Origin of the sequence: Ketogulonicigenium vulgare WSH-001 (assembly GCF_000223375.1) — a bacterium.
GTDB lineage: Bacteria > Pseudomonadota > Alphaproteobacteria > Rhodobacterales > Rhodobacteraceae > Ketogulonicigenium > Ketogulonicigenium vulgare.
Genome location: NC_017384.1, coordinates 1,991,588 through 2,014,829, shown reverse-complemented (window position 1 = coordinate 2,014,829; position 23,242 = coordinate 1,991,588). Strand labels below are relative to the sequence as shown.

23 protein-coding genes and 1 tRNA gene are annotated in these 23,242 nt (G+C 62.4%); 11 read left to right on the top strand and 13 right to left on the bottom strand.

Annotated elements, in window-relative coordinates; translation table 11 throughout:
* Positions 1-78: 78 nt before the first annotated feature.
* Positions 79-153, bottom strand: a tRNA-Val gene (locus KVU_RS09955).
* A 133-nt stretch (positions 154-286) separates the two neighbouring features.
* On the opposite strand from KVU_RS09955, the gene KVU_RS09950 reads away from it, so the two are divergent.
* Entirely contained in the window at positions 287-1,153 is an 867-nt protein-coding gene (locus tag KVU_RS09950; protein WP_013385101.1) for an N-formylglutamate amidohydrolase, read from the top strand.
* Here the strand turns inward: KVU_RS09950 and modC are convergent, their stop codons facing one another.
* The 4 genes from modC to KVU_RS09930 form a co-directional block, all read right to left on the bottom strand.
* Positions 1,154-2,221, bottom strand: coding sequence for a molybdenum ABC transporter ATP-binding protein (gene modC, locus KVU_RS09945; protein WP_013385100.1), 1,068 nt, complete (start codon positions 2,219-2,221; stop codon positions 1,154-1,156). It lies immediately after the preceding gene.
* Positions 2,218-2,934, bottom strand: a complete 717-nt coding sequence (gene modB, locus KVU_RS09940; protein WP_013385099.1) for a molybdate ABC transporter permease subunit — start codon at positions 2,932-2,934, stop codon at positions 2,218-2,220. The genes modC and modB overlap by 4 nt, the downstream gene beginning before the upstream one ends.
* A complete protein-coding gene (gene modA, locus KVU_RS09935) occupies positions 2,931-3,692 on the bottom strand; it encodes a molybdate ABC transporter substrate-binding protein (protein WP_013385098.1) in 762 nt (253 codons plus the stop codon). The genes modB and modA overlap by 4 nt, the downstream gene beginning before the upstream one ends.
* A 64-nt stretch (positions 3,693-3,756) precedes the next feature.
* Positions 3,757-4,125 (bottom strand): winged helix-turn-helix domain-containing protein, encoded by a 369-nt coding sequence (locus KVU_RS09930; RefSeq protein WP_013385097.1) that lies wholly within the window; start codon positions 4,123-4,125, stop codon positions 3,757-3,759.
* Between the two features lie 167 nt (positions 4,126-4,292).
* Here KVU_RS09930 and KVU_RS09925 point away from each other — a divergent pair, with 167 nt between their 5' ends.
* Both KVU_RS09925 and KVU_RS09920 read left to right on the top strand, forming a co-directional pair.
* Complete coding sequence (locus tag KVU_RS09925) at positions 4,293-4,553, top strand: hypothetical protein (protein ID WP_236953098.1); 261 nt, start codon at positions 4,293-4,295, stop codon at positions 4,551-4,553.
* A gap of 36 nt (positions 4,554-4,589) precedes the next feature.
* Positions 4,590-5,468, top strand: coding sequence for a VOC family protein (locus KVU_RS09920; RefSeq protein ID WP_013385095.1), 879 nt, complete (start codon positions 4,590-4,592; stop codon positions 5,466-5,468).
* On the opposite strand, the gene urtE is transcribed toward KVU_RS09920, so the two are convergent.
* Genes urtE through urtA form a run of 5 tightly spaced genes read right to left on the bottom strand, consistent with a single transcriptional unit; the run spans position 5,465 to position 11,371 of the window.
* Positions 5,465-6,160 (bottom strand): urea ABC transporter ATP-binding subunit UrtE, encoded by a 696-nt coding sequence (urtE, locus tag KVU_RS09915; RefSeq protein ID WP_013385094.1) that lies wholly within the window; start codon positions 6,158-6,160, stop codon positions 5,465-5,467. The genes KVU_RS09920 and urtE overlap by 4 nt on opposite strands.
* Before the next feature lies 1 nt (position 6,161).
* Positions 6,162-6,902 carry an urea ABC transporter ATP-binding protein UrtD gene (gene urtD, locus KVU_RS09910; RefSeq protein WP_013385093.1) on the bottom strand — a complete coding sequence of 247 codons (741 nt, stop codon included), beginning with the start codon at positions 6,900-6,902 and terminating at the stop codon, positions 6,162-6,164.
* The gene (gene urtC / locus KVU_RS09905) at positions 6,899-8,071 is read right to left on the bottom strand and encodes an urea ABC transporter permease subunit UrtC (protein ID WP_014537963.1); all 1,173 of its coding nucleotides are present in this window, start codon (positions 8,069-8,071) and stop codon (positions 6,899-6,901) included. Before urtC ends, urtD begins: the two co-directional genes overlap by 4 nt.
* Before the next feature lies 1 nt (position 8,072).
* Positions 8,073-10,025, bottom strand: a complete 1,953-nt coding sequence (gene urtB, locus KVU_RS09900; RefSeq protein ID WP_013385091.1) for an urea ABC transporter permease subunit UrtB — start codon at positions 10,023-10,025, stop codon at positions 8,073-8,075.
* Positions 10,026-10,081: 56 nt separating this feature from the next.
* Positions 10,082-11,371, bottom strand: a complete 1,290-nt coding sequence (urtA, locus tag KVU_RS09895; protein WP_013385090.1) for an urea ABC transporter substrate-binding protein — start codon at positions 11,369-11,371, stop codon at positions 10,082-10,084.
* A gap of 423 nt (positions 11,372-11,794) precedes the next feature.
* Between urtA and KVU_RS09890 the strand changes: the two genes are divergently transcribed.
* The 5 genes from KVU_RS09890 to KVU_RS09870 all read left to right on the top strand — a co-directional run bounded on the left by KVU_RS09890 (position 11,795) and on the right by KVU_RS09870 (position 17,743).
* The gene (locus KVU_RS09890) at positions 11,795-12,760 is read left to right on the top strand and encodes a nucleoside hydrolase (RefSeq protein ID WP_193365315.1); all 966 of its coding nucleotides are present in this window, start codon (positions 11,795-11,797) and stop codon (positions 12,758-12,760) included.
* A 1-nt stretch (position 12,761) separates the two neighbouring features.
* Positions 12,762-13,679, top strand: a complete 918-nt coding sequence (locus KVU_RS09885; protein ID WP_013385088.1) for a DMT family transporter — start codon at positions 12,762-12,764, stop codon at positions 13,677-13,679.
* An 80-nt stretch (positions 13,680-13,759) separates the two neighbouring features.
* A complete protein-coding gene (locus tag KVU_RS09880) occupies positions 13,760-15,940 on the top strand; it encodes a rhamnan synthesis F family protein (RefSeq protein WP_013385087.1) in 2,181 nt (726 codons plus the stop codon).
* A complete protein-coding gene (locus tag KVU_RS09875; protein ID WP_014537962.1) occupies positions 15,930-17,048 on the top strand; it encodes a DegT/DnrJ/EryC1/StrS family aminotransferase in 1,119 nt (372 codons plus the stop codon). Before KVU_RS09880 ends, KVU_RS09875 begins: the two co-directional genes overlap by 11 nt.
* The gene (locus tag KVU_RS09870) at positions 17,045-17,743 is read left to right on the top strand and encodes an LbetaH domain-containing protein (RefSeq protein ID WP_013385085.1); all 699 of its coding nucleotides are present in this window, start codon (positions 17,045-17,047) and stop codon (positions 17,741-17,743) included. The genes KVU_RS09875 and KVU_RS09870 overlap by 4 nt, the downstream gene beginning before the upstream one ends.
* Here the strand turns inward: KVU_RS09870 and KVU_RS09865 are convergent.
* Complete coding sequence (locus tag KVU_RS09865) at positions 17,712-19,274, bottom strand: glycosyltransferase (protein WP_014537961.1); 1,563 nt, start codon at positions 19,272-19,274, stop codon at positions 17,712-17,714. The genes KVU_RS09870 and KVU_RS09865 overlap by 32 nt on opposite strands.
* A 359-nt stretch (positions 19,275-19,633) precedes the next feature.
* Between KVU_RS09865 and exbB the strand changes: the two genes are divergently transcribed.
* The 3 genes from exbB to KVU_RS09850 are packed head-to-tail and all read left to right on the top strand — an operon-like array spanning position 19,634 to position 22,084.
* Positions 19,634-20,569: a tonB-system energizer ExbB gene (gene exbB, locus KVU_RS09860; RefSeq protein WP_013385083.1), complete on the top strand. Its 936-nt coding sequence runs from the start codon at positions 19,634-19,636 to the stop codon at positions 20,567-20,569.
* Between the two features lie 3 nt (positions 20,570-20,572).
* A complete protein-coding gene (exbD, locus tag KVU_RS09855) occupies positions 20,573-21,025 on the top strand; it encodes a TonB system transport protein ExbD (RefSeq protein ID WP_013385082.1) in 453 nt (150 codons plus the stop codon).
* Positions 21,026-22,084, top strand: a complete 1,059-nt coding sequence (locus KVU_RS09850; protein WP_014537960.1) for an energy transducer TonB family protein — start codon at positions 21,026-21,028, stop codon at positions 22,082-22,084.
* On the opposite strand, the gene rutD is transcribed toward KVU_RS09850, so the two are convergent.
* Both rutD and rutC read right to left on the bottom strand, forming a co-directional pair.
* On the bottom strand, positions 22,081-22,854 hold the full coding sequence (gene rutD, locus KVU_RS09845; protein WP_014537959.1) for a pyrimidine utilization protein D: 774 nt from the start codon (positions 22,852-22,854) through the stop codon (positions 22,081-22,083). The genes KVU_RS09850 and rutD overlap by 4 nt on opposite strands.
* The gene (rutC, locus tag KVU_RS09840; RefSeq protein ID WP_013385080.1) at positions 22,851-23,240 is read right to left on the bottom strand and encodes a pyrimidine utilization protein C; all 390 of its coding nucleotides are present in this window, start codon (positions 23,238-23,240) and stop codon (positions 22,851-22,853) included. Before rutC ends, rutD begins: the two co-directional genes overlap by 4 nt.
* Between the last annotated feature and the right edge of the window lie 2 nt (positions 23,241-23,242).

Genomic DNA, 23,242 nt, shown 5'->3' with positions numbered 1-23,242 from the left:
TCTCTCCTCATATCTCGGCGCTCTGTTTGCGCCTCGGGTTGCATTTTGGCCGCCCTTGCGGGTTGCCGGTGAATTTCATGGTGGGCGGTACAAGGTTCGAACTTGTGACCCCTACGATGTCAACGTAGTGCTCTACCACTGAGCTAACCGCCCCTTACAGCTGTGTCGCTTTCGCGTTCACCGCTGCGGTGTAGCGGGTCTATAAAAGGTGTTCGGGGTGGGTTCAAGGGGCTTTTACCACCCGCCCCAAGTGATTAGGCTGGTTTTCAGAGCGCGCCGTTGCGTCATGCAAAGTGAAATGAACCAAACTCCCCTGCCCAAAGGCCATGATCTGCATCTGCCTGCGCACGGCGATTCGCCCGTTCTCTTTGCGGCGGGCCATAGTGGGCGCTATTATCCCCCCGATTTTCTGGCGCAGGTGCGGCTGAACCCGCTGCAGATTCGCGCCTCTGAAGATGCCTATGTGGATCAGCTGTTCGGCGCGGCCCCCGCCTTGGGGGCAAAGCTGCTGGTTGCCCGTTATCCGCGTGCCTATCTGGATTTGAACCGTGCGGCGCATGATCTGGACCCCGCCTTGATCACGGATCTGCCGCGCCGCGTCGCGGGCCTCAATCTGCGCGTCATCAGCGGCCTTGGTGTTATCCCGCGTGTGGTGGGGCCGGGAAAGCCGATCTATAGCAGCAAGATCCCCTATGCCGAGGCCGCGGCGCGCCTCAGCCATCTCTGGCAGCCCTATCACGCCGCATTGGCGGGCCAGATGCTGGCCGCGCAGCGCCAGTATGGGCGGGCGATACTGTTTGATTGCCATTCGATGCCATCGGATGCGGTGGGGCTGGGCGGCCCGAATATTGTGCTGGGCGATCGTCACGGCCGCGCGGCGGATGTCGCGCTGCGCAACCAGACCATTGCCGCCTTTCGCGCCCAAGGGTTCCGCGTCGCGGTCAATCACCCATTCGCAGGCGCCTATGTGACCGAAACCTATGGCCGCCCCGCCGACGGCTGGCACGCCATCCAGATCGAGGTGAACCGCGCGCTCTATCTGGATGAGGCGCAGGTTGTGCCGCACGGCGGCTTCGCGCCCCTGCAAGCGCGGCTGACACGCGTGATGGCACAGTTGATCGGCACCGATCACGCCCGCATCGCCGCCGAATAGTCAGCCCAGACTGACAGCCACCGATTTCAGTACCGCATGGCATCCCAGCCCCGGCTGCAACCCCAGCGCCATGCGCGAGCGTTGCGTGACCCGCGCCAGCGCCCGCACCTCACCCAATTGCAGGCCGATCAGCACACCGCCCGCATCATCGGGCTGCAGGTCGCGGATCACCGCAGGCAGGATATTCAGCGCCGACAGCCCTTGCGGGCGCTCAAGCGCGATCATCACATCTTGCGCGGCAATACGGATCTGGCGCGTCTCGCCGGGCGCGCCTTGCAGGCGTGGCACCAGAATATCACCCGCAGGCGTGGTCATGCGTGTCACTTCGCCCGGCTCATGCGCGGCGATACGGGCGCTGATCACCGCACCGATCGCGCGGGGGCCAAGGGCCTTGACGCTTTCCGGGCTGGACATCACATCGGCCAAGGGGCCAGCGGCCACCACGCGGCCCTGATCGACCAGCACAAGATCCTGCGCCAGCCGCAGGATTTCCGGCACCGAATGGCTGACATACAGAATCGGCACGCGGCTATCGCGGCGCAGGCGTTCCAGATAGGGCAACAGTTCGGCCTTGCGCGCTTCGTCCAATGCCGCAAGAGGCTCGTCCATCAACAGCAGATGCGGGCGCGACAGCAGTGCGCGGCCAATGGCGACACGCTGCTTTTCGCCTCCCGATAGCGCGGATGGGGGGCGATCCAGCAGATGGTCGATCCCCAGCAGCGCCACCACTTCGTCAAAATCTGGCCCCGCCGCCTTGGGCGCAAAGCGCGCGCCATAGGTCAGGTTGCGGCGCACATTCATATGGGGAAACAGCCGCCCCTCTTGAAAAACATAGCCGATCCGGCGGCGCGGCGGTGGCAAAAAGATGCCCTTGGCACTGTCGAACAGCACGGCATCCCCAATTGCGATCCGCCCGGACTGCGGGTGCATCAGCCCGGCGACCGCGTTGATAATACTGGTTTTACCGGCGCCAGAGCGTCCAAACAGCGCGGTGACACCCGCGCCGGTGCGAAAATCCAGGTCCAGTTTGAAGCCGCCAAAGTCATGGCGCAGCGAAACATCAATCATGCGCTTTGCCCGATCATGCGGCTGATGCGCCGCGCCAAAATCTCGGAGACCAGCACCGCAGATAGCGAGATGATGATCGAGATCACCACTAGCCGCATTGCTGCATCACCCCCGGTCGGGCTTTGCAAAAAGGCGTAAATGGCCGAGGGCAGTGTCTGCGTTTGACCGGGGATGTTGGACACAAAGGTGATCGTTGCGCCAAACTCGCCCATCGCTTTGGCAAAGCTCAGGATCGTGCCGGTCAGAATGCCGGGCAGGGCAAGGGGCAGGGTCACGGTAAAAAACACCGCCAGCCGTCCCGCACCAAGGGTGGATGCGGCCTGTTCCAGTTTGGGGTCAGCCGCCTCGAACGACAGGCGGATGGCGCGTACCATCAGCGGGAATGCCATGATCGCCGCCGCCAGCGCCGCGCCCGTCCAGCGAAAGGAAAATGTCAGGCCAAGGGTCTGTTCCAAAAATGCACCCAAAGGCGCGCGGCGGCCAAATGTTTGCAGCAGCAGATAGCCCGTAACGACGGGCGGCAGGATCAGCGGCAGATGGACAAGGCCGTTCAGCACCTCGCGCCCCGGAAAGCGCCAGCGGGCCAGCGCATAGGCGATGAAAATCCCCAGCGGCAGGCTGCACAGGCAGGCCACCAGAGACACCTGCACCGACAGTTTCAGCGCGGCCAGTTCCGCCGCGCTGAGGTTAAATCCTGCCAGCCAATCGATCATTGCAGGGTGACGAAGCCGAATTCCGTAAAGACGTCGGACGCGGCGGGCGTCTTCAGGTAGTCAAGGAAGGCATGGGCGGTATCGCTGCTATATTCTTTAATCAACGCAACCGGATAGGTGATGGGGCCGTGGCTGTCTGCCGGGAATGTGCCATAGATCGCGACATTCGGGTCGGCGGCGGCATCGGTGCTATAGACGATGCCATAGGGCGCCTCGCCCAGACCCACCAGCGCCAAGGCTGCGCGCACGTTATCCGCTTGCGCCACATTCGGCGCAACGCTGTCCCACAGGCCAAGGTTGGTCAGGGCTTCTTTGCCGTAAACGCCGGCTGGCACGGAATCCACCAGCGCCATCGCCAGTTTCTCATCGCCCAAAAGGCCGATCAAGTCGAGGTTCGCGTCAATCGTGACCGGCGCGGCGGGGGCTTCGTGCGAGACGATCACCAGCGAATTGCCCAGCAGGTCGCTGCGGGTGCCATCCTCGATCAGGCCCAGCCCTTCGACATAGTCCATCCAGTCGATTGCGGCCGAGATGAACATCGCGGCAGGCGCGCCCTGTTCGATCTGGCGCGCCAGTGCGGACGAGCCCTCATAGGACACCGTCACCGTATTGCCGGTTTCCGCCGTCCAATTGGCGATGACCGCATCCAGACTGTCTTTCATGCTGGCGGCGGCGAAAACGGTGATATCTTCGGCCATTGCCGAGCTGGCCATCAGGCCGCCAATGAGGGTGGCGGCGAATGCGATCTTGCGGTTCATGGGATAACCTGTGTTTCGATGTGTTTACGCGAACATATCGAACCCATGCGGCAGGGCAAGCGCTTTACGCGTCGCCGCCGGTGCGCAGATGCGCGCGAATCTTTGATAAGGGCGCCGCGCCCTTGCTGTGCAGCACTTTTTCCAAGGCACGATAGGCGGCTAAAACTTCCGCGCCCGTGGGGGTGACCTGCGCCGTGCCACCGCTTGCGCCACCGCGCGCGGACAGGACCAAGGGTGTCGTGAAACTGCGGTTCATCTCCTCGACCAGTGACCAGGCGCGCTTATAGCTCATCCCCATCAGGCGTCCCGCGGCCGCGATCGAGCCCTCGGCGTGGATATGTTCCAAAAGTGCGGCTTTGCCGGGGCCGAAAACGGCGTCATCGGCGAATTGCAGGCGCAGTTTAATGGCGGTGATCGGGTCATCTTGTGTCATGGCGTGATCCTAACGCGCGCGCGGCCCATGGCAAGCGGCGGCGCGTGTCACATCAGCGTGCCCCCTGTAAATTCCGCTTTGAGTGTCAGGCGCTTCTGCGGCAAATAGGGGATATGAGGCGGCACCTGACCCAATTTATGATCTGCTTTGCGCTAATAGCGGCGGCGATGCTGGTGGCATTGACGCCTGCGGTTGCGCGGGGCGTTGCGGCTGCGCCCTGCGCGGCGACGCAGGTCTGCTATATGCCGGGCACAGCGCCGGTCAAAGTCGCACTGCCCGACCAATGCCCCGCCTGCCTGCCGCTGCGCGCCTTTGAAACCGCGATGCCGCCCCGCGCCGCGCAAGTGGCGGTGCGATCTGCTGATATGCCCCAGCCGCGCGGCCTTACTGCCGGCGGGCAATGGCGGCCGCCGCGCGGCGTGATCTGAACCGGAACCTTCCTTTCAGATCAAACGGATATCATTATGAAACGTCGCAGTTTTGTCACCGCGCTTATCGCCGCGCCCTTTGTCATCACGCGCCCCGCTGTGGCGCAGGTGCCCGCAGTCGCCATCGCTTTCCCGCTGCAAACCCCGATCCATGTCACCAAATCCGGCCTGCGCGCCCGCGATGCCGAGGCGCTTTCCCTGTGGTATCAGACACATGTCGGCCTGCAGGAATTATCGCGCGAGGGTGCGACGATCCACCTTGGCGCGGGCGGCATCACCTTGCTGGAGATCACCGAGGTCGAGGGCATCGTCCTTGCCCCCATGCGCGTTGCGGGGCTGTATCACAACGCCTATCTGCTGCCCTCGCGCCATGATCTGGCGCGCTGGGTGCTGAATGCCTCGAACCTTGGGATGCGCATCGACGGCGCGGCGGATCATCTGGTGTCCGAGGCGATCTATCTGACCGATCCCGAAGGCAACGGGGTCGAGATCTACGCCGACCGTCCCGCCGATGAATGGGAATGGAACAATGGGCAGGTCGAAATGGCCAGCCTGCAAATCGACTTTCAGGGCATGGTTGCCGAACTTCAGGGGCAAGAGACCCGCTGGTTCGGCGCGCCCCCCGGCACCTGTTTGGGCCATGTGCATATGAAGGTTGGCGACACTGCCCGCGCCTCGGCGTTTTGGCGCGAAACCATGGGTTTTGACGCCGTGCGCGAACGGATGGGCGCGTCCTTCCTGTCGACAGGCGGCTATCACCACACGATTGCGGTCAACGAATGGAACAGCTTTGGCGCAGGGCCCCGCGATCCGATCCATGTCGGGCTTGATTTCGTCGAGCTGGGCGGCAGCGCCGTCACCGCCGCCGCCAGCTATCAAGATGACTGGGGCAATTCCATCCGCATGGCGGTCTAGATCGAGACCTTTTCCAGCAGCCCCTCGCGCGTGACATCGGCGCGGGGGGCCGACAGCACGACATCGCCGCGGTTCAGCGCCACGAATTCATCGGCAAGACCGTAAGCAAAGTCAAAGAACTGCTCGACCAGCACGATCGCCATTTTTCCCTCGTCGCGCAAGCCCGCGATGACGCGGCCGATGTCCTTGATAATATTGGGCTGAATCCCCTCGGTCGGCTCGTCCAGCAGCAGAACGCGCGGCTGGGTGATCAGCGCGCGGGCAATCGCCAATTGCTGCTGCTGCCCGCCCGAAAGATCGCCGCCGCGCCGATGCGCCATGTCCTTTAGCACGGGGAACAATTCATAAATACGATCGGGGATCTTGTGATCGGCGCGGGGCAGGCAGGCGAAGCCGGTCATCAGGTTTTCAGTCACGCTCATCATGGGGAACACCTCGCGCCCCTGCGGCACATAGGCGATGCCGGCGCGCGCTGCGCCATTGGCGCTGTAATGCCCCATATCGCGCCCATCGAGGCGGATCGTCCCCTTGTCAAAGGGGTGCCGCCCTGCGATGGCCTTTAGCAGGGATGTTTTCCCCACCCCGTTGGTGCCCATCACCGCCGTCACCTGTCCCATGCGGGCGGTCAGGGAAATGCCGTGCAAAATCTCGCTCTGGCCGTATTTCAGCGTCAGGTTTTCTACATCCAGCATGTCAGCGCCCCAGATACACGTCGATCACCTCTTGGTTCGCGGTGACATGGTCAAGGCTGCCCTCGGCCAGCACGCGGCCCTCATGCAGCACGGTCACGCGGCAATCGAGGCGGCGGATAAATTCCATATCATGTTCGACCACCACCACGGCACGGGTCTGCGCCATCCGCTTGAGCAGATCGGTGGTATGTTCCCGCTCGGCCGGTGTCATCCCCGCCGCAGGCTCGTCCACCAGCAGAAGGCGCGGCTCTTGCGCCAGCAACATGCCAATCTCCAGCCATTGCTTTTGCCCATGGCTGAGTTCGCCGGAAATGCGGTGCAGATGGGCGGAAAGGCCAACCTCGACCGCGATCTCCTCCATCCGCAGGATATCGGCCGCGGTCGGGCGCGACAGCAGAACGGCAAAGGGCGCGCGCGGGTTTTTCAGCGCCATCAGCAGGTTATCCCGCACGGTTTGGGCCTCGAACACAGTGGGGCGCTGGAATTTGCGGCCCAGACCCATGCGAGCGATCTTCGCCTCGTTCATGCCGACCAGATTGACCGCCATCTCGCCCCACAGCACGCGGCCCGTATCGGGTCGTGTCTTGCCGGTGACGATATCCATAAAGGTCGTTTTGCCAGCCCCATTGGGGCCGATAATGGCGCGCAGCTCACGCTCGGCCACCGAAATCGACAGATTGTTGATGGCGCGGAACCCGTCAAACGTGACCGAAATGCCTGAAACCTCCAGCAGCGCGTTCATTCCTTGCGCTCCTTGCGGCTGGGGATCAGGTCAAACAACCCGCCGACCCCTTTGGGAAAGAACAGCGTGACCAGCACGAAACTTGCGCCCAACAGCACCAACCACCATTCCGTCCAGCGGATCGTGTAGAACCCCAGGTTGATCGGCGGCGCCGCGCCACCCGTGAACCAGCTGGACAGCAACGAGACCGCAACCGCCCCGATCACCGCGCCATAAAGCCGCCCGCGTCCGCCGATTGCCACCCAGACCGCCAGATAGATCGAGGCGATGGGCGCGACCTCTGCCGGGTTGATGATCCCCGCCTGCGGATAATAGAGGGCGCCCGCGATCGCGGCGACACAGGCGGTGACGGTAAAGATGAACAGCTTGAACCCCTCGACCCCATAACCCAGAAACCGCACCCGCGCCTCGTCATCGCGGATGGCGCGGATCACCGATCCCATTTTGCCCGAGGTGATAAAGGCAAAGAACACATAGCCCAGCCCCAGTGCGAGAGCCGAGGCCCAGAGGAACACCACCGCGATGAAGTCCTGCCCCCAGTGATCCAGCCCCGGCAGATTTTGCAGCCCCGACAGGCCGTTATTGCCGCGCAGACCCGAATCGTTCTGGAAGAGCCACAGCGACAGCGCCAGTGTCATCGCTTGGGTCAGGATCGACAGATAGACGCCGGTGACACGGCTGCGGAACGCCAGCCAGCCGAACACCAGCGCCACAAGGCCCGGTACCAGCACGACCATCGCCAGTTGCAGCGGCAAGCTATGGGCAAATCCCCAGACCCAGGGCAATTCAGACGTGCCGACGACGCCGAAAATCTGGCTTGCGACGGCGTTTTTCACCTCTAGCGCGGTGGGGGGCAGCGGCGATGCCGCCAGCGTGCCCGCGACGATCATTTCGGTGCGCGCATACATCAGCCATTGGCCGATGGCGTAACCGCCGATGCCGAAAAACGCCATGTGTCCTAGGCTGAGGATGCCGCAATAGCCCCAGATCACATCCATCGCCACCGCCACCAGCGCAAGGCACAAAGTGCGCCCCAGCACCTTGACCATGGATGTCGAAACCGCCCCGATTCCGATTTGCGACAGCAGCGTGGCGACGACCGTAAACACCGCCAGCACCAGCAGAAACCACAGCACCGAAGGGTTCTTTGCCAAAAATCCACCCTGCATGTCAGACTCCCGCCGCGCGGCCCTTCAGCGCGACGATGCCGCGCGGACGGAACTGGATAAAGATGATGATAAACAGGATCATATAGGTCTGCGCGGCGAGGGTATTCGAGGGGTTGAACCATTCGATCCCCTTTTGCATGACACCGATCAACGTGGCACCCGCCAGCGTGCCCCAGACATTGCCGACGCCGCCGACGACCACGGCCATAAAGCTTTGCACGATGTAGTTCGATCCCATCTCGGACGTGACCTGCGCATAAAGGCCGATGCCGACCCCCGCGATCCCCGCGATGCCTGATCCAAGGCCAAAGGTCAGCATTTTCACCCGGTCTGGGTTGATCCCCATACTGGCCGCCATGCCGGGGTTTTGCGTCACGGCGCGGATTTCCAGCCCCAACCGGGTGCGGTTCAGGATGACCAGCAGCAGCGCCAAAAACACCAGCGCCAGCACGAAAATCGCGATGCGAATCCATGAGATCCCCAGCACGTCATTGTAAATCCACGCGCCACTCAGCCACGAAGGCGCGGTCACCGGACGCGCTTGGGTGCCAAAGATGATTTTGGTCAGTTGTTGCAGTGCGATGGAAATGCCGAATGTCGCCAGCAGCGTTTCCAGCGGGCGATTGGCCAGATGGCGGATCACCAACCGCTCGAGCGCGATGCCCGCAATGGCCGCGACCAAAAACGCGGCAGGCAGCGCCACGATCAGCGCGACGGTGTAATCGGGAATAAAGAGCTGCACGACATAGGCGGTGTAAGCGCCCATCATAATGAACTCGCCATGCGCCATATTGATGACGCCCATGACGCCAAAAGTGATGGCAAGGCCAATGGCGGCGAGGAAGTAAATCGAGGCCAGCGACAGCGCATCCAAACTGATATCCGCGACCTGAAACAGCCCGACACGCGTCGTCGCACTGGCCAGCGCGGCCGCCGCGGCATCGGTGATCTGCACATTCGACGTCTCATATTGCGACCAAAAGGAATGCGCGGCCAACGCGGCATCCATATCGGCAGGCGTCACGCGCGGGGCGACGGTGCCACTGGCGGCCAGCGCATCATAGGCGCTGGTGCGCGCGGCATCGGTATTCATCTGCGCCACCGGCATCCCGCCGACAAAACCGCCGTCGATATTGGCGATCAAAGCCTCGCGGATCTGCGCAGGCGTGACGGGCGCGGGGGCAAGGCCCGCGCTGATCAGCATCCCATAGGCGGCATCACGCGATAGTGCGCGGCTGCCCGGCTCTAGCACTGCGGCGATATTCACGCCCTCTGGCACAGTCGCACCCACGGCCGTCGTGCTGCGCAGCAACTGGTTCAACAGGGCGCGCGTCTCGGTCGAGACATCTGTGCCCAGCGCGCTAATCGCCGCCACGCGCGCGTCGATATCAGTATCGAACCGCGCGATCAGCATCTGCAACACGCGTTCTTTGCGGGCGTAAAGGCCGGGGTCATCCTCCTCGGCCAATGTCTCGCGCAGTGGCTCTAGATAATCGGCGCTGGGGTCGCGGGCGATGGCGGCGACCGCGCTTGCGCGGCGGGCGGGATCGGGGTCGGTCAGTTGGAATTCGATCAACGCCGATGCGATCACTCCGCGCACACCGGCGTTTGGGATCAAGGCTGCAACCTCGCGCGGGGCGGCGGTGCCAGCGGCCTCCAGCGTCGTGATATCAAACAGGTTAAAGCCGTCAGCGGTTTGCTCGGCATAAAAGAACAGCCCGTCTGCGGCGCGCTGATACAGCGCACGCCCCTGCCAACGCTCCAACAGCAGCGGCAGGGCGGGGTCTTCGGTGGCCAACAGGCGATCCAGCGTCTCGCCCACCGTGCGGCGCGAGGGCTGCGCGATCGCGCCCGGATCAACCTGCAGCGCATCCTGCAGCGTCTGGGCGGCCACCAATTTGGGCGCGCCAAAACTGAAACACAGGGCGAGGGCAATAAGCAAAACGCGGATCATGACGGCCTATACCTGACGGGCAAAAGGCTGGCCCCGCGTAGGGGCCAGCCAAAGGATCAGTAGTTCGAGGTCAGCTGCACGCAGGTCTGGGTCTGGGTGTTATACATACCGCACTTCAGATCGACCCAGTCGGCTTCCAGAATGGCCGATTCGGGCAGGAAGTCGGTCCAGGCATCGCCCGGCACCGGCTCGGTCTGGCTGATGATATCGAACTGGCCATCGGCACGGATCTCGCCGATCAGCACAGGCTTGGTCAGGTGGTGGTTGGGCAACATTTCAGCGATCCCGCCCGTCAGGTTCGGAAAGGTCTGGCCCGGCAGCGCGTCGATGACGGCATCGACATCGGTGGTGCCGACCTGTTCGACCGCATTCACCCACATGTTAAAGCCGATGTAATGCGCCTCCATCGGGTCATTGGTCACGCGGGTATCGCTGCCGATGAATTCATGCCACGCCTCGATAAAGGCCGCGTTTTCAGGCGTGTCGGCGGACATGAAATAGTTCCAGGCGGCCAGATGGCCAACGAGGCCAGCGGTATCAAGGCCCGACAGCTCCTCCTCACCGACCGAAAAGGCAACGACCGGAATATCATCCGCCGAGACACCCTGTGCGGCCAGTTCGGTGTAAAAGCCGATATTCGCATCGCCGTTGATGGTCGAGATCACGCCCACCTGACCGCCGCCCGCGCCCAAAGCCACGACGTCGGACACGATGGTCGCCCAGTCGGAATGGCTAAAGGGGGTGTAGTTCACAAAGATATTCTCAGGCGCGATTCCCTTGTCGATCAGATAGGCCTCGAGGATGTTGTTCGTGGTGCGCGGATAGACATAGTCAGTGCCCAGAAGGGCAAAGCTGGTCACACCCAGCTCTTCCAGGAAATAGTCAACGGCAGGAATGGCTTGCTGGTTTGGTGCCGCGCCGGTGTAGAACACGTTGCGCGAGGATTCCTCGCCCTCATATTGCACCGGATAGAACATCAGCCCGTTCAGTTCCTCGAGTACCGGCAGCACGGCCTTGCGCGAGACGGATGTCCAGGCGCCAAAGATCACATCCACCTCATTCACGGTCAGCAGATCACGCGCCTGTTCGGCAAACAGCGGCCAGTCCGAGGCAGGGTCGACAACGACGGTTTCAATCTCGCAGCCCAGCAGCCCGCCCGCCGCGTTTTGCTGCGCGACCAGCATCAGCATCGCATCTTTCAGCGTGGTTTCGGAAATCGCCATCGAGCCGGACAGCGAATGCAGCACGCCGACGCGGATCGGGCAGGCATCTTGCGCCAGCGCAGCGCCGGCACTGGCGACAACCGCCAGCGCAGACAAAGTGGATAGAGTGGCAAGTCGCTTCATAAAAAGTTGCTCCCTGTTGCGGCCAAGGGGTGGCAGCAGCGGCTGCGCAAAAGGCAAGCAGACGCTGGCCAGCCAACTTTGGCGGCAAATGTTGGCGGCATCGCCCGGCTGGGCTATGCGCTAATGATGGATGGACTTTGTGGTGCGTTATTGGGACGAGGCCTCGCCCTGCCTTCACGCTAGGCGGCGTTCCGATTACCGATCAAATACGATGCGTATTTCCGCCATGTCATGTCGCAGTTTTGCGCGATCTTGCGTCACAATTTGTCCAACTGCTCAATTCCGTGGCGGCAAAAATACGCCGATGCGCCAATCCCCGCGCCAAATGGCCGCGATATGGGCAGATTCGCAGCGCGGTTTTCCCGCTGTTCCGTTCAGCGCTTCGTGCTAGGTCCGGATAAAGCGATGATGAAAGGGCAGGCCATGCGTCTGATTATTGACACCGATACCGCAGGCGATGACTGCTTTTCCATGCTGCTGGCGCTGCACCAGCCGGGTGTGACGGTCGAGGCGGTCACTATTTGCGGCGGTAACATCGACTTCGACCAGCAGGTCGAAAACGCGCTTTATACGCTGGAGGTCGCAGGCAAGGGCGGCAAGGTGCCGGTCTATCCCGGCTGCCGCCGCCCCATGATGCGCAAGCCGATCGACGCCGAATATGTCTTTGGCGAGGACGGGATGAGCGACGCGCATTACCCGCGCGCCCACCAACGCCCCGAGGCCAGCCACGCGGTGCAAGCGCTGATCGACATCGTCATGTCCAACCCCGGCGAGATCACCATCCTTGCCCAAGCGCCGCTGACGAATATCGCCGCCGCCGTGGTGCAAGAGCCGCGCTTTGCGGGCGCTGTAAAGCATCTGTGGATCATGGGTGGCACCGATAATTCCCTAGGAAATGTCACCCCCGCCGCCGAGTTCAATTTCTACGTCGACCCCGAGGCCGCGCAGATCGTGATGAATGCGGGCTTTGCCTGCACATTGTCCACATGGACGCTTTCGGTGCAGGATTCGGGGATTTTGGCGGCCGAACTGGCGGATATCGCCGCCCTCGATACGCCACTGTCGCGCTTTTTCACGCAAGTGAACCAAGCCAGCGTCGATTTCAGCATGGCGCGTTATGGCGTCGGCGATTCGCTGCATCCCGATGCGCTGACCTGCGCCATCATGCTGGACGAGAGCCTGATTCTGGAATCCGGTGACTGCGTCGTCGATGTCGAAACCCAAGGTCGCCTGACGCGCGGCTATAGCAGCGTCTCCTCGCCGCGTCTGCCCGCGCAAGAGGTTGCCGACCCCGAACTGGGCAGCGCCACCCCCGCCAATGCCCGCGTGATCCGCCGCGCCGACCGCGCCGCATTCGTGCAGATGATGCGCCGCGCGTTGGGGGCGTAAGATGCTGACGCGCCTGTGGAATAGCCCGCAAATCCTGCTGACACTGGCCAGCCTGTTCTGGGCAGGGAATTTTGTCGTCGGTCGCGCCATCCTGACCGAGGCACCGCCCGTTGCCATGGCGTTTTGGCGCTGGGCGCTGGCGATCATTCCGGTGGTGCTGGTGGCGCGCGGGCGCGTCGATGTGAAACACGAACTCGCGCTGGTGCGTCGGCACTGGCTGATCATCGTTGTGCTGGGCGTGTTGGGGATCAGTTGCTTTAACACTTTTGTCTATCTGGGCCTGCGCGAGACAGCTTCGATCAACGCGCTGTTGATGCAATCGGCGATGCCGCTGCTGATCTTGCTAGCCTGTTTCGTGCTCTACCGGGAACGCCCGCTGCCACAGCAGATCATCGGGGTTGTGCTGTCGCTGGGCGGGGTGATCTTTATCGCGGCGCGCGGGCATCTGGAAACGCTGACCAGCCTTGGTTTCAACACCGGCGATCTGTGGGTGCTGGCGGCTGTCGTGGCCTATACGTTCTATTCCGCACTGCTGCGCAAAAAGCCCGCGATGCACCCGCTCAGCTTTCTGGTGGCGCTCTTTATCGTTGGTGCGCTGGCGCTTTTGCCGCCCTATCTCACTGAGCATGCCAGCGGACAGGTGATGCGCCTGACGCCGCAAATGGTCGCCGCACTGGCCTATTTGGTGATCTTTCCCAGCTTTCTGTCCTACCTGTGTTTTAATCGCGGGGTCGAATTGCTGGGCGCGGGCCGCGCCGGGCTGTTCATCCATCTGCTGCCGGTTTTTGGCAGCGCGCTGGCGGTGATTTTCCTGGGCGAGCGGTTCGAAAGCTTTCATCTGATCGGTGCGGTGCTGATCGGGGTGGGTCTGTTGGTCGCGGCGAGACGAGGCCGGTCGGCCCGGCGGAAGATGAGCTAAAAAGTTAACCAAGGACGCAGATTTCCTTTGGCGCGGACACGCCAGACGCTATGCTAAGTCAGGTTTAAAGTGACGCTGGCGTGTTCGACGATAATTTATTCATTCATATCAGTGTGAACGCTCTGCGCGGAAATGGCCGCAGCTGGGGTGATACGCAATTTGCCGAGGGGCTTGTACGGGCGATCGGGCGCATCCCCGGTTGCGGCGCAGCGCTGCTGTTTCGCGGCGAAGTGCCCGATGTCACGCCGGGGCGCGATGTGGTGCTGCGCATCGTCGGCCCCTATCTCGAAGAGCCGTTACCCGATGTGCCGAACATTTTGTGGATGATCACCCCGCCGAATTTGGCAACGGCGGGCATGCTGCGTCGTTATCAGCATATCTTCACCGGCGCGCAGCTGATGACAGATTATTTTACCAGCTTCGGTATCCCGACCACGCCTCTCATGCAGGCGACCGAGCCGAGCCATTTTCATCCATCAAAACGCGAGGATGGCGCCGCTGATCTGCCGATCATCTTTGTTGGCAGCTACGCCCCCCGCGCCGAACGGCCGCTGGTCGTCGAGGCGGTGCAATCCGGTTTTGACGTCAAAATCTGGGGTATGGGTTGGGAAGGGATTGTGCCTGACCGCTATATTCAGGGCACGCGCGTGAATTATCACGAACTCGCCGCGCTTTATGCCCGTGCGCGCGTCGTACTGAACAGCCACGCTCCCTATATGGCCGGCTACGGCATCATGAGTAACCGCAGCTATGATGCGCTGTCGGCTGGCGCACATGTCGTCTCGGATCTGATCCCGGGGTACGAGGTGCCCGATCTGCCAGAATTATTCCAGGCGCGCGGGCGGATCGAGATGGTGCTGCATCTGAACACGCTGCTGACCAGCCCCCCCATAACCCCTGCTGCGCGGCTGGACATGCATGCACGCGTGCAGGCGGGCTATAGTTTTGACAGGCGGGCCGAGCAATTCGTACAGGTCGCCCGCAGGCTTTTGGCCGAAAACAATGTGCCGCCCTGTGCCGTTCGCCGCGCCCCGGCGCGGGCGCTGGATCTGTCGTCGCCCGGCGTTGGGGGGGAAACCCAGTCCCAAGGCATGCTGTCCGCAGCGCGCGAAATCACCGCGATTGCCGGTCAAATAGGCAATATGTCTCAGCCCGCCCCGCCTGCCGAAGTATATGGCGGGGTCATTCATCCCTTGATGGCTGACCTGCGTCAGGTGCAGCGCTTTGCCCGCACCCTGTCTGATCCCGTGCAACTTGAACAGATTGCTGCCGGGGCCCGCCGCCTGCAAGAGGTGACCGACGACGCTGCGAATCCGCTGCCGTTACGTGTCGCCGATTTTGAGCGCGATGCGATGTTGACCCGCTGCCTGCGCAATATGCCGCTATGGGCGCACCAACCACAGGATTATGTGACCGAGACGCGCAAGCGTCACCTTGTGCTGCAACCCCGCCGCGAAGCGCCCGCGCCCGCGCGTCCCATCGGCGTCTTTTTACATCTTTATTACCAAGAGCTTGCCCCGGTTTTCGCGAAACGTCTTGCGCAGATTCCGCTGCCCCTTAGCCTGTATGTCTCGACGGATACGGCCGAAAAGGCCGCCCAGATCGAACGTGCCCTGCCACAGGCGCAGGTGCGCGTGCTGCCGAACCGCGGTCGCGATATCTTTCCAAAGCTCTACGGCTTTGGTGATGCCTATGCCGACCACGATATCGTTCTGCATCTGCATGGAAAGAAATCCCTACATTCCAGTATGTTGGATGAATGGCTGTCGCATATTCTGGACTGCCTGCTTGGTGATCCGGCGGATGTAAACCGCATCCTTTCGCTGTTCGACAGTGTCCCAAGGCTGGGGATCGTCATGCCAGTGGTACATCGCTCGGTGCTCAATGCGGCGCATTGGGGGTTCAATCGCGATATCGGTGCGGAACTGGCCTATCGCATGGGGATGGCGACACCGTTACCCGAAAACGATGCTCTGCAGTTTCCGGCAGGATCGATGTTCTGGGCGCGCACGGCCGCGCTGCAACCGATTTTGGATCTGGCGCTAGAGGCCAGCCATTTCCCGCCCGAAGCGGGCCAAGTCGACGGCACACTTGCCCACGCGGTCGAGCGGATGCTGGGCGTCGTCTGTCGCGCCGGTGGCTATTACATGCTGCCGGTTGCGGGGTCGTCCATGCGCTACTACCCGCGCTATCAACAAAAACTCGGCAATAACCGCGCCGTGGCCGAGGCGCTTGCGCAGGGGGCGTTCGATGTCTGCTAGTGCGATCATTACCGTCGGCGCGCCGATGCTGCCTGATCTGCCGCGCTACACTGCGCTGTTGTCCGAGGCGATTGACGCCGCTTGGCTGACAAATGGCGGCGTTCTGCACCAACGTCTGGAAATGGCGCTGGCTGCTGATCTGCCGGGGCGCACGGTTGGGTTGGCGGCCTCGGGGACGACAGCGCTGATGATGGCGCTGCAACTGGGAGACCTTCCCCCCGGGGCCGAGGTGATCACCCCTGCGATCAGCTTTGCCGCAACAGCGCAGGTGATCCGCTGGTGTGGGTTTCAGCCGGTTTTTGTCGATGTCCAGCCCGACAGCCTGAACATCTGCCCCGATGCCGTGCGTGCGGCGATCACGCCGCGCACCGCGGCGATCATGCCGGTCCATCTGCTGGGCCAGCCCTGCGATACAGATGCGCTTGCGGATATTGCGCGCCAACACAGGCTGTGGCTGGTCTATGATGCGGCCCATGCCTATGGCGTCACATGGCAGGGGCAGCCGATCGGTAACTTTGGCGATGCAACGGCTTTTTCGCTGCATGCGACCAAGCTGCTGCATACGGGCGAGGGCGGGTATATCGTCACCCATCCCGAAAACGGTGCGGCGATGCGCCGAATGCGCAATTTTGGTCTGGACCAAGGGCGACCCGTTGGCTTTGGCATCAACGGCAAATTATCCGAGGCGCAGGCCGCGATGGGTCTGGCGCTGCTGCCCGATCTTCCGGCTGAAATTGCCGCCCGCCGGGATTTGCGTTGCCGTTATGACGCCGCTTTTGCCACTCTTCCCGATGTTTCCATTCAAGCTGCGCGGGGCGGGGCCAGTGATAACCTGACCTATTATGCGCTGCGCCTGCCGCCGGCGCGCCGTGCTGGCCTGTTCAACGCGCTGGCCGCGCAGCATGTTTTCGCGCGCGATCACTTTCCGCTGCTTTGCGGGCCGGGCACTGCTTTTCCGGATGCGCCCGTGATCACCGCAGCACCGCATCCCATCGCGCCAGCGCGCGCGGGTGAAGTGATCTGCCTTCCTTTTCACGGTCGGTTAAGCACGGCAGATCAAGCTAAGATCATTCAAGTGACCACAGGGTTCATAAAAGGCGATTTATGATGAAATCGACTGCGGAATATGACGAAGTCGTCGTCTTTGGCACGCGCGGCAATGCGCTTTTGATGCTGAACGAGGCGGAGCTGCTCTGGCAGGGGCGGGTCCGCGTTGTCGCGATGGTCGATGAACTCTCTAATGGTCACCTGCACCCCGTTTTAGGTGTGCCCGTTCTGTCGCGAGATGAACGACTAAAGCTTTATCCAGATGTGCCTGTTCTGATCATGGCGGGCGGGATTCCGCTGCGAAAGCGTATTTTTCACGACCTTGTCGCCGAGGGGGCGACGATTGGAAACATTTCGACACTCGGTATGGAGGGCGTGGACAAAGGCACGATCTTTTCGCACGGCACGATTTGTGGTCCGCGCACCCGGATTGGGCCTAATACGCGTTTTGGAATTGGCACGCTGATCGAGGCGACGCTGGTCGGGCATGATGTCACAGTGGGTGATTTCGCCGTTCTTAGCGCGGAATGTCTGGTTCTTAGCCATATCGACATCGGAGCCGAAGTGAATATCGCCCCTGGCGCCGTGATTATGAACGGCACGCCACAGCGCCCTATTCGCATCGGCGAGGGTGCTGTGATTGGTGTCGGCGCTGTCGTGTTGCGCGATGTGCCAGCAGGCGCAAAGATGATCGGCAATCCCGCGATGCCGATCCGCAAATGGCTTAAGTTGCAGAAGATGCTGGACGAGATGTAAGCCGCTGCAGGACGGCCGCACCATAGGTTTTAAAGGACGTGTGCTGCGCCACCATTTTCCGCGTCGCCCGGCGTAAAGCGGGCGTGTTCGCCTGTGCCTGCGCCAAAGCCGCGCGGACGAAACCAGCCTGATCGCCGGGCGTGATAAAGGTGCCGAGGCTGTCTGCGACGCCGATCAATCCGATATCCGCCGCATAGCCGACAAAACGGGTGCCAACGGCAGCCGCTTGGATCACGGTTGTGGGGCCGGGATCTTGCCGCGATGTCAGCAAATAGGCATCTGCCGCACGATACCATGCAAGGGAATCGGATACGAAACCAGGCGTGATCAGTTTGATCCCATCATCCTGCGCCTGTTGCACCATGATACGGCCCGCTTGCTGTAGCTGACCAAGCCAGACAAAGGTCGCGTCCGGTAGGTTTGCCGTAATGTCGCGCGCGGCGTCGATGAAAAGGTCCAGACCTTTTCGATATTCGCCGGTGCCCGCGCCGATGAACATGGGGGCTGCCCCGAACTGTCGTTGCGCGTCGCGAAAACTTTGCATTGTCGTTTGCGGTAGCGTGATGCCGGGCTGAATTGTCGGCAGCGCCCCCAATGCATCGGCTAGACCGGCAGCCTGTCGCGGAATTGATCCGATCAGCGTTGCGCCCGCGCGCTGTGCATCTTGCAGGGACGGCATCAAATTCTGCGCGTGGATGTACTGTGCCATCTCGTGGATGAGGATGACACATGGGCTGCCCTGCGCGGCCAGATCGGCGCCAAAATGCGCGGCCGCAGCGGTGGTGATCAAGGCAGGCACCATCTGTGGCATTCCCGTGCGCAGGCCGATCGGGTCCCATCCTTCGGCCCCGATAAACACCGGGCCGATCTGCTCGAAAAACGGCAGCAGCGGCCCAGCTTGCATCAGAAAGAAAACCGGGTCCCAGCCCTCGGCCTTGAAATAGAGCGCAAGATCGCGCGCCAGAATCGGTACGCCCGTCGCCTGTGCGCTATGGACAAGAATCAGAATCGGCTTTTTCAGACCCTGCGTTTTCGCCGCGCTAGCGGCGCGTGATTCGTCAAAGCTGCGGATTTGCGGGCGCGGCAGATAGCCCAGCGCCTTGCCAATCGTCACATAGTGCAGAAATGGGCGGGGCTGTTCGGGCAATAGATACGTATTTGCATAGAAATGCGCATCAAAATCTGCCGATGGCGATCGCTGTTCATGGTCGCCATGTTTGACGAAATGGAAATAGGCATCGGCATTCAAGCTGCGCAGGTCAGGATATGTCTCGCGGTAATAGGCCGGATCTATTAACGGATGCGGCTGGCGTGCCTCGCCGCGGCGCATTCGGTTGACCATATCCTCGATCGCGGTTTGTGCGCCGCCCGCCTGCCAGTCTGGATAACGCGCCTTGTAATAAGAGGTCGAAAAATATGGCGTAGGATCAAAGCCTTTTGCGTCGCCAGCCGTGTTGAAATGCTCCTCTGTCGCGCGCAGTCCAAGCCGGGTTTGCTTGCGATAAAAGACTTCGTCAAAGAGCATAGACATGGTCAGTGGCCTCTCGGTCTGCGGCGCTGCGCGTGATATTGCGTTAATATAACGCGATCTTCCGCTGTGGATCAAAATATTGCGGAATCGGCCTAAGATTTCGTGAACGAAGTGATTGCGTGCTTGGGCGATCACGGAAAATTTCACATAGATATGAGGTGACCTAACGGAATATCCTGCAAAAGATGTGTCATCCCGGCAACATATCAGGTATTCCTGACTAAAATACTCGTCGACGCGTGCCCTATCTCGTAGCGACGGTTCACGGGCTTAATCGCTCGCGCAGCCAGCCTCTGTTTTGGTCCTTCGGGGGCAAACGGGGCAAGCCGATTGATAGAAACGACGGTAGATGGATTGTCATGACTCTCGGCAAGGTTTTCGCGATGCGCCTCATTTTGGCTTTGGTTTTGGGGCTGTTTGCCTCGGTTACGGGTGGCGCGCTGCTGGCCCAAGAGGCGCCCGCGCCTGACGCGGCAGTGCCCGAAGTCACTGTTCCTGAAGCACCTGTTCCCGAGGCCGCAGCACCCGAGGCTGTGACGCCCCAGACGACGGCACCCGCGCCTGCACAAGCCGAGCCCGTCCAAATCGAAACCGGCCTTGGCGGCCATGATATGTCGCCCATGGGCATGTATAATCAGGCCGATGTGGTCGTGAAATCGGTGATGATTGGCCTTGCTGCTGCGGCGATCGTGACTTGGATCGTGCTGGTTGCGAAATGGCTGCAACTGACCGGTGCCCGTGGCCGCGCCCGCCGCACACTGCGCCTGCTGGAACAATCGCGCAGCCTGTCGGACGCCAGCGCCGCCCTTGCCGGCCGCAGCGGCGCCCCCGCGCTGCTGGTGCGTGCCGCCTCGGACGAGATCGCGGCGTCGCAAGATGTGCTGGGGCAGGTGGACGGCGAGGGCGTGAAAGAACGTGTCGCCTCGCGCATGAACCGGATCGAAATTGCCGCCGGTCGCCGGATCGGGCGCGGTGTCGGCCTGCTGGCCACCATCGGCTCGGTCGGGCCGTTTGTCGGCCTGTTCGGCACGGTGTGGGGGATCATGAACAGCTTTATCGGCATTGCCGAGACGCAGACCACCAACTTGGCCGTGGTGGCACCGGGCATCGCCGAGGCGCTGCTGGCGACGGCGCTGGGCCTTGTGGCTGCAATTCCAGCGGTGGTGATTTATAACGGTTTTGCCCGCGCGATCACCGGATACCGCCAGCTTTTGGGCGATGTTTCGGCCTCGATTGGTCGTTTGGTCAGCCGCGATCTTGACCGTATCGCAGTCAGCATGGGACAGGGGCGGTAATCGATGGCAGGCGGGATCAAGGAAAATTCCGAAGACGATATGGACGTCGCGCACGAGATTAACGTGACGCCCTTTATCGACGTGATGCTGGTGCTGTTGATCATCTTTATGGTGGCGGCACCGCTTGCGACGGTTGATGTGAACGTGGATCTGCCGGTGTCGAACGCGACCCCCGCGCCGCGTCCCGAAGCGCCGCTGTTCGTGTCGCTGAAAGATGACCTGTCGCTGCTGGTGGGCGTCAATCCCGTCACCGCCGAGGGTCTGGCCGCTGCGCTTGACGAACATACCGGCGGCGACCGCGAGGCGCGCGTGTTCCTGCGCGCCGATCAGGCCGTTGCCTATGGCGATGTGATGACGACGATGAACAATCTGCGCGCGGCGGGCTATGTCCGCGTGGCGCTGGTGGGTCTTGAATCGGCAAATTCTGTCGCCATTCCCGCCCCGGAGGCCCAATAGATGGCCGCCCGCCGCCCCATGACCGAAGAGGTCGCGCGCCTGACGGCGGGCGAGGTCTCGCTCTGGGCCGGGGCCAGCGCCACGGTGATCGCGGCTGTGTTGGGCGGTATCTGGCTGGTGCCGCAACTGCTGCCCCCGCGCGAGGCGATGGCCGGGTCGCTGAACCCGGTCTCGGTCGAGCTTGCGCAATTCGACGCCTCGCCGATGACCGAAACGCTGGATGTGGCCGAGGGCGAGCTGTCTGCCGCATCCGAAGCCGCCCCCGAGGTTGCGCCCGAACTGGTGGACGAGACCGCCGAGCCTGACCCCGAGCCCGAGGTTACCCCCGAAGAGCTGCCACCCCCCGAGGAGGTGCAGCCCGAGGAAACCCCGCCCGAGGAAGTGCAACCCGAAGAGCTGCCGCCAGAAGAACTCCCACCAGAAGAACTCCCTCCCGAAGAGGTCCTCCCCGAGGAACTGCCCCCCGAGGATCTGCCGCCTCCGCCGCCCGAGGAGCCGATCGACATCGCGCCCGAGATCGACGTACCCGATCCGGCCGTCGCGCTTGCGCCCGTCGAAGTGCCCCCCGATGAGGTGCTAGAGGAAGTCCCCGAGGAAGTCGCCGCGGCGGTTCCCAGCCCGCCGCGCCGTCCCAACCCGCCACCACCGCCGCCGCGCGAAGAGCCGCGCCGCGCGCCGCCGCCCGCAAGCGCCTCCAGCGCCTCGGCGCCGCCGCCAACCCAGCGTCAGGCGGAACAGGCCGTGTCGCAACAGGCCGCCGTGGGTGTGGGGGCCAGCCAGTCCGAGATTTCGCGCTGGCAGTCGCGTCTGCGCACGCATATCGAGCGGCGCCGTGGATCGAACAATCGCCTGCGCGAGCGCGGCGATGTCGGCCTCAGCATCCGCGTTGACCGCGCGGGTACGCTGCAGGCGGCGCAGGTGATCCAGTCGTCTGGGAATGCCGAATTGGACCAACATGCGCTGGCCACCGTGCAGCGCATCGGCGGTATGCCCGCCCCGCCCGAGGGGATCACGGATGCGGGGCTGCAGGTGACATTCGTCCTCAGCTATACCCGCTAGGCCGCGAGGAAGTCCAAAACCGCGCGGTTAAACGGTGCAGGCTGGGTCACGTTCATGGCGTGGCCCCCCTCGGTCATCAGCACCAGCGCGCTGCCCGCGATCCCCGCGGACAGGCGCGCGCTGCGCTGCCACGGCACCAGCAGATCATCGCGGCTGGCGATGACCAATGTGGGTGCGGTGACGTCGGACAGACGCGCGTCGATGTCAAAGCTGCGCAGCGCATGGATGCGGCGTTTGATATTTGCCGCGCCTTGGAAATGCGCAAGACCGTGGGCTTCTTCCGCCGCCAGTCGTTCCGCATTCTCGGCCATCCATGCGGCGGGATACAAAAACAGCGGCTGCGCGTGCAAAAACGCCTCGACCCCGACATGATCCAGCAGCGCGAGGCGCGTGTCGAAGCAGCGGCCCGAATGCGGGTCAGCGCGGCTCCAGGCATTGATCAGCACCAGTTTCCCGATGCGATCGGATGCGCGCAGCGCCAGATCCAGGCCGATCAAACCGCCCAAAGCATGACCCATGATATGCGCGCGCGCCGTGCCGCTGGCGTCCAGCACCGCCAGCAGATCATCGGCCATATCGCCTATGGTCAGCCCATCGGGCAGATCGCCCCCCGTGCGCCCGCAGCCGCGCTGGTCATAGGTGATGACGCGATAGCGGGCGCGCAGCGCATCCAGCTGCGGCCCCCAATAGCCCGCCACCCCGCCAAGACCGGATGACAGAATGATGGTTTCGGCATCCTGCGCCGGGCCGTCCAGCACATCGTAGATCACGGCTTACCGATATGGGCGACGGTTGCGATCTCGACCAGTGCGCCGGGCTTGACCAGCCCCGCCTGCACGCAATAGCGCGCGGGTTTGTCACCCGGAAAATAGGTGGCGTAAACCTCGTTCACGGCGGCATAATTCGCCCAGTCGGTGACAAAGATATGGTTCATCGTCACATCATCCATCGTGCCGCCAGCGGTCTCGATCACCGATTTGATGATCTCGAGGACATGGCGCGTCTGCGCCTTGGCATCGCCCAGATGCACGACGTTATTGTCCTTATCAAAGGGCAAAGTGCCCGAGACATAGACGATCCCATCGGCCTTGGTGCCGGGGGAGTAGGGGGCGAGCGGCTTGCCGCTGCCTGCGGGGGTGACGATTTCCTTGGGCATGA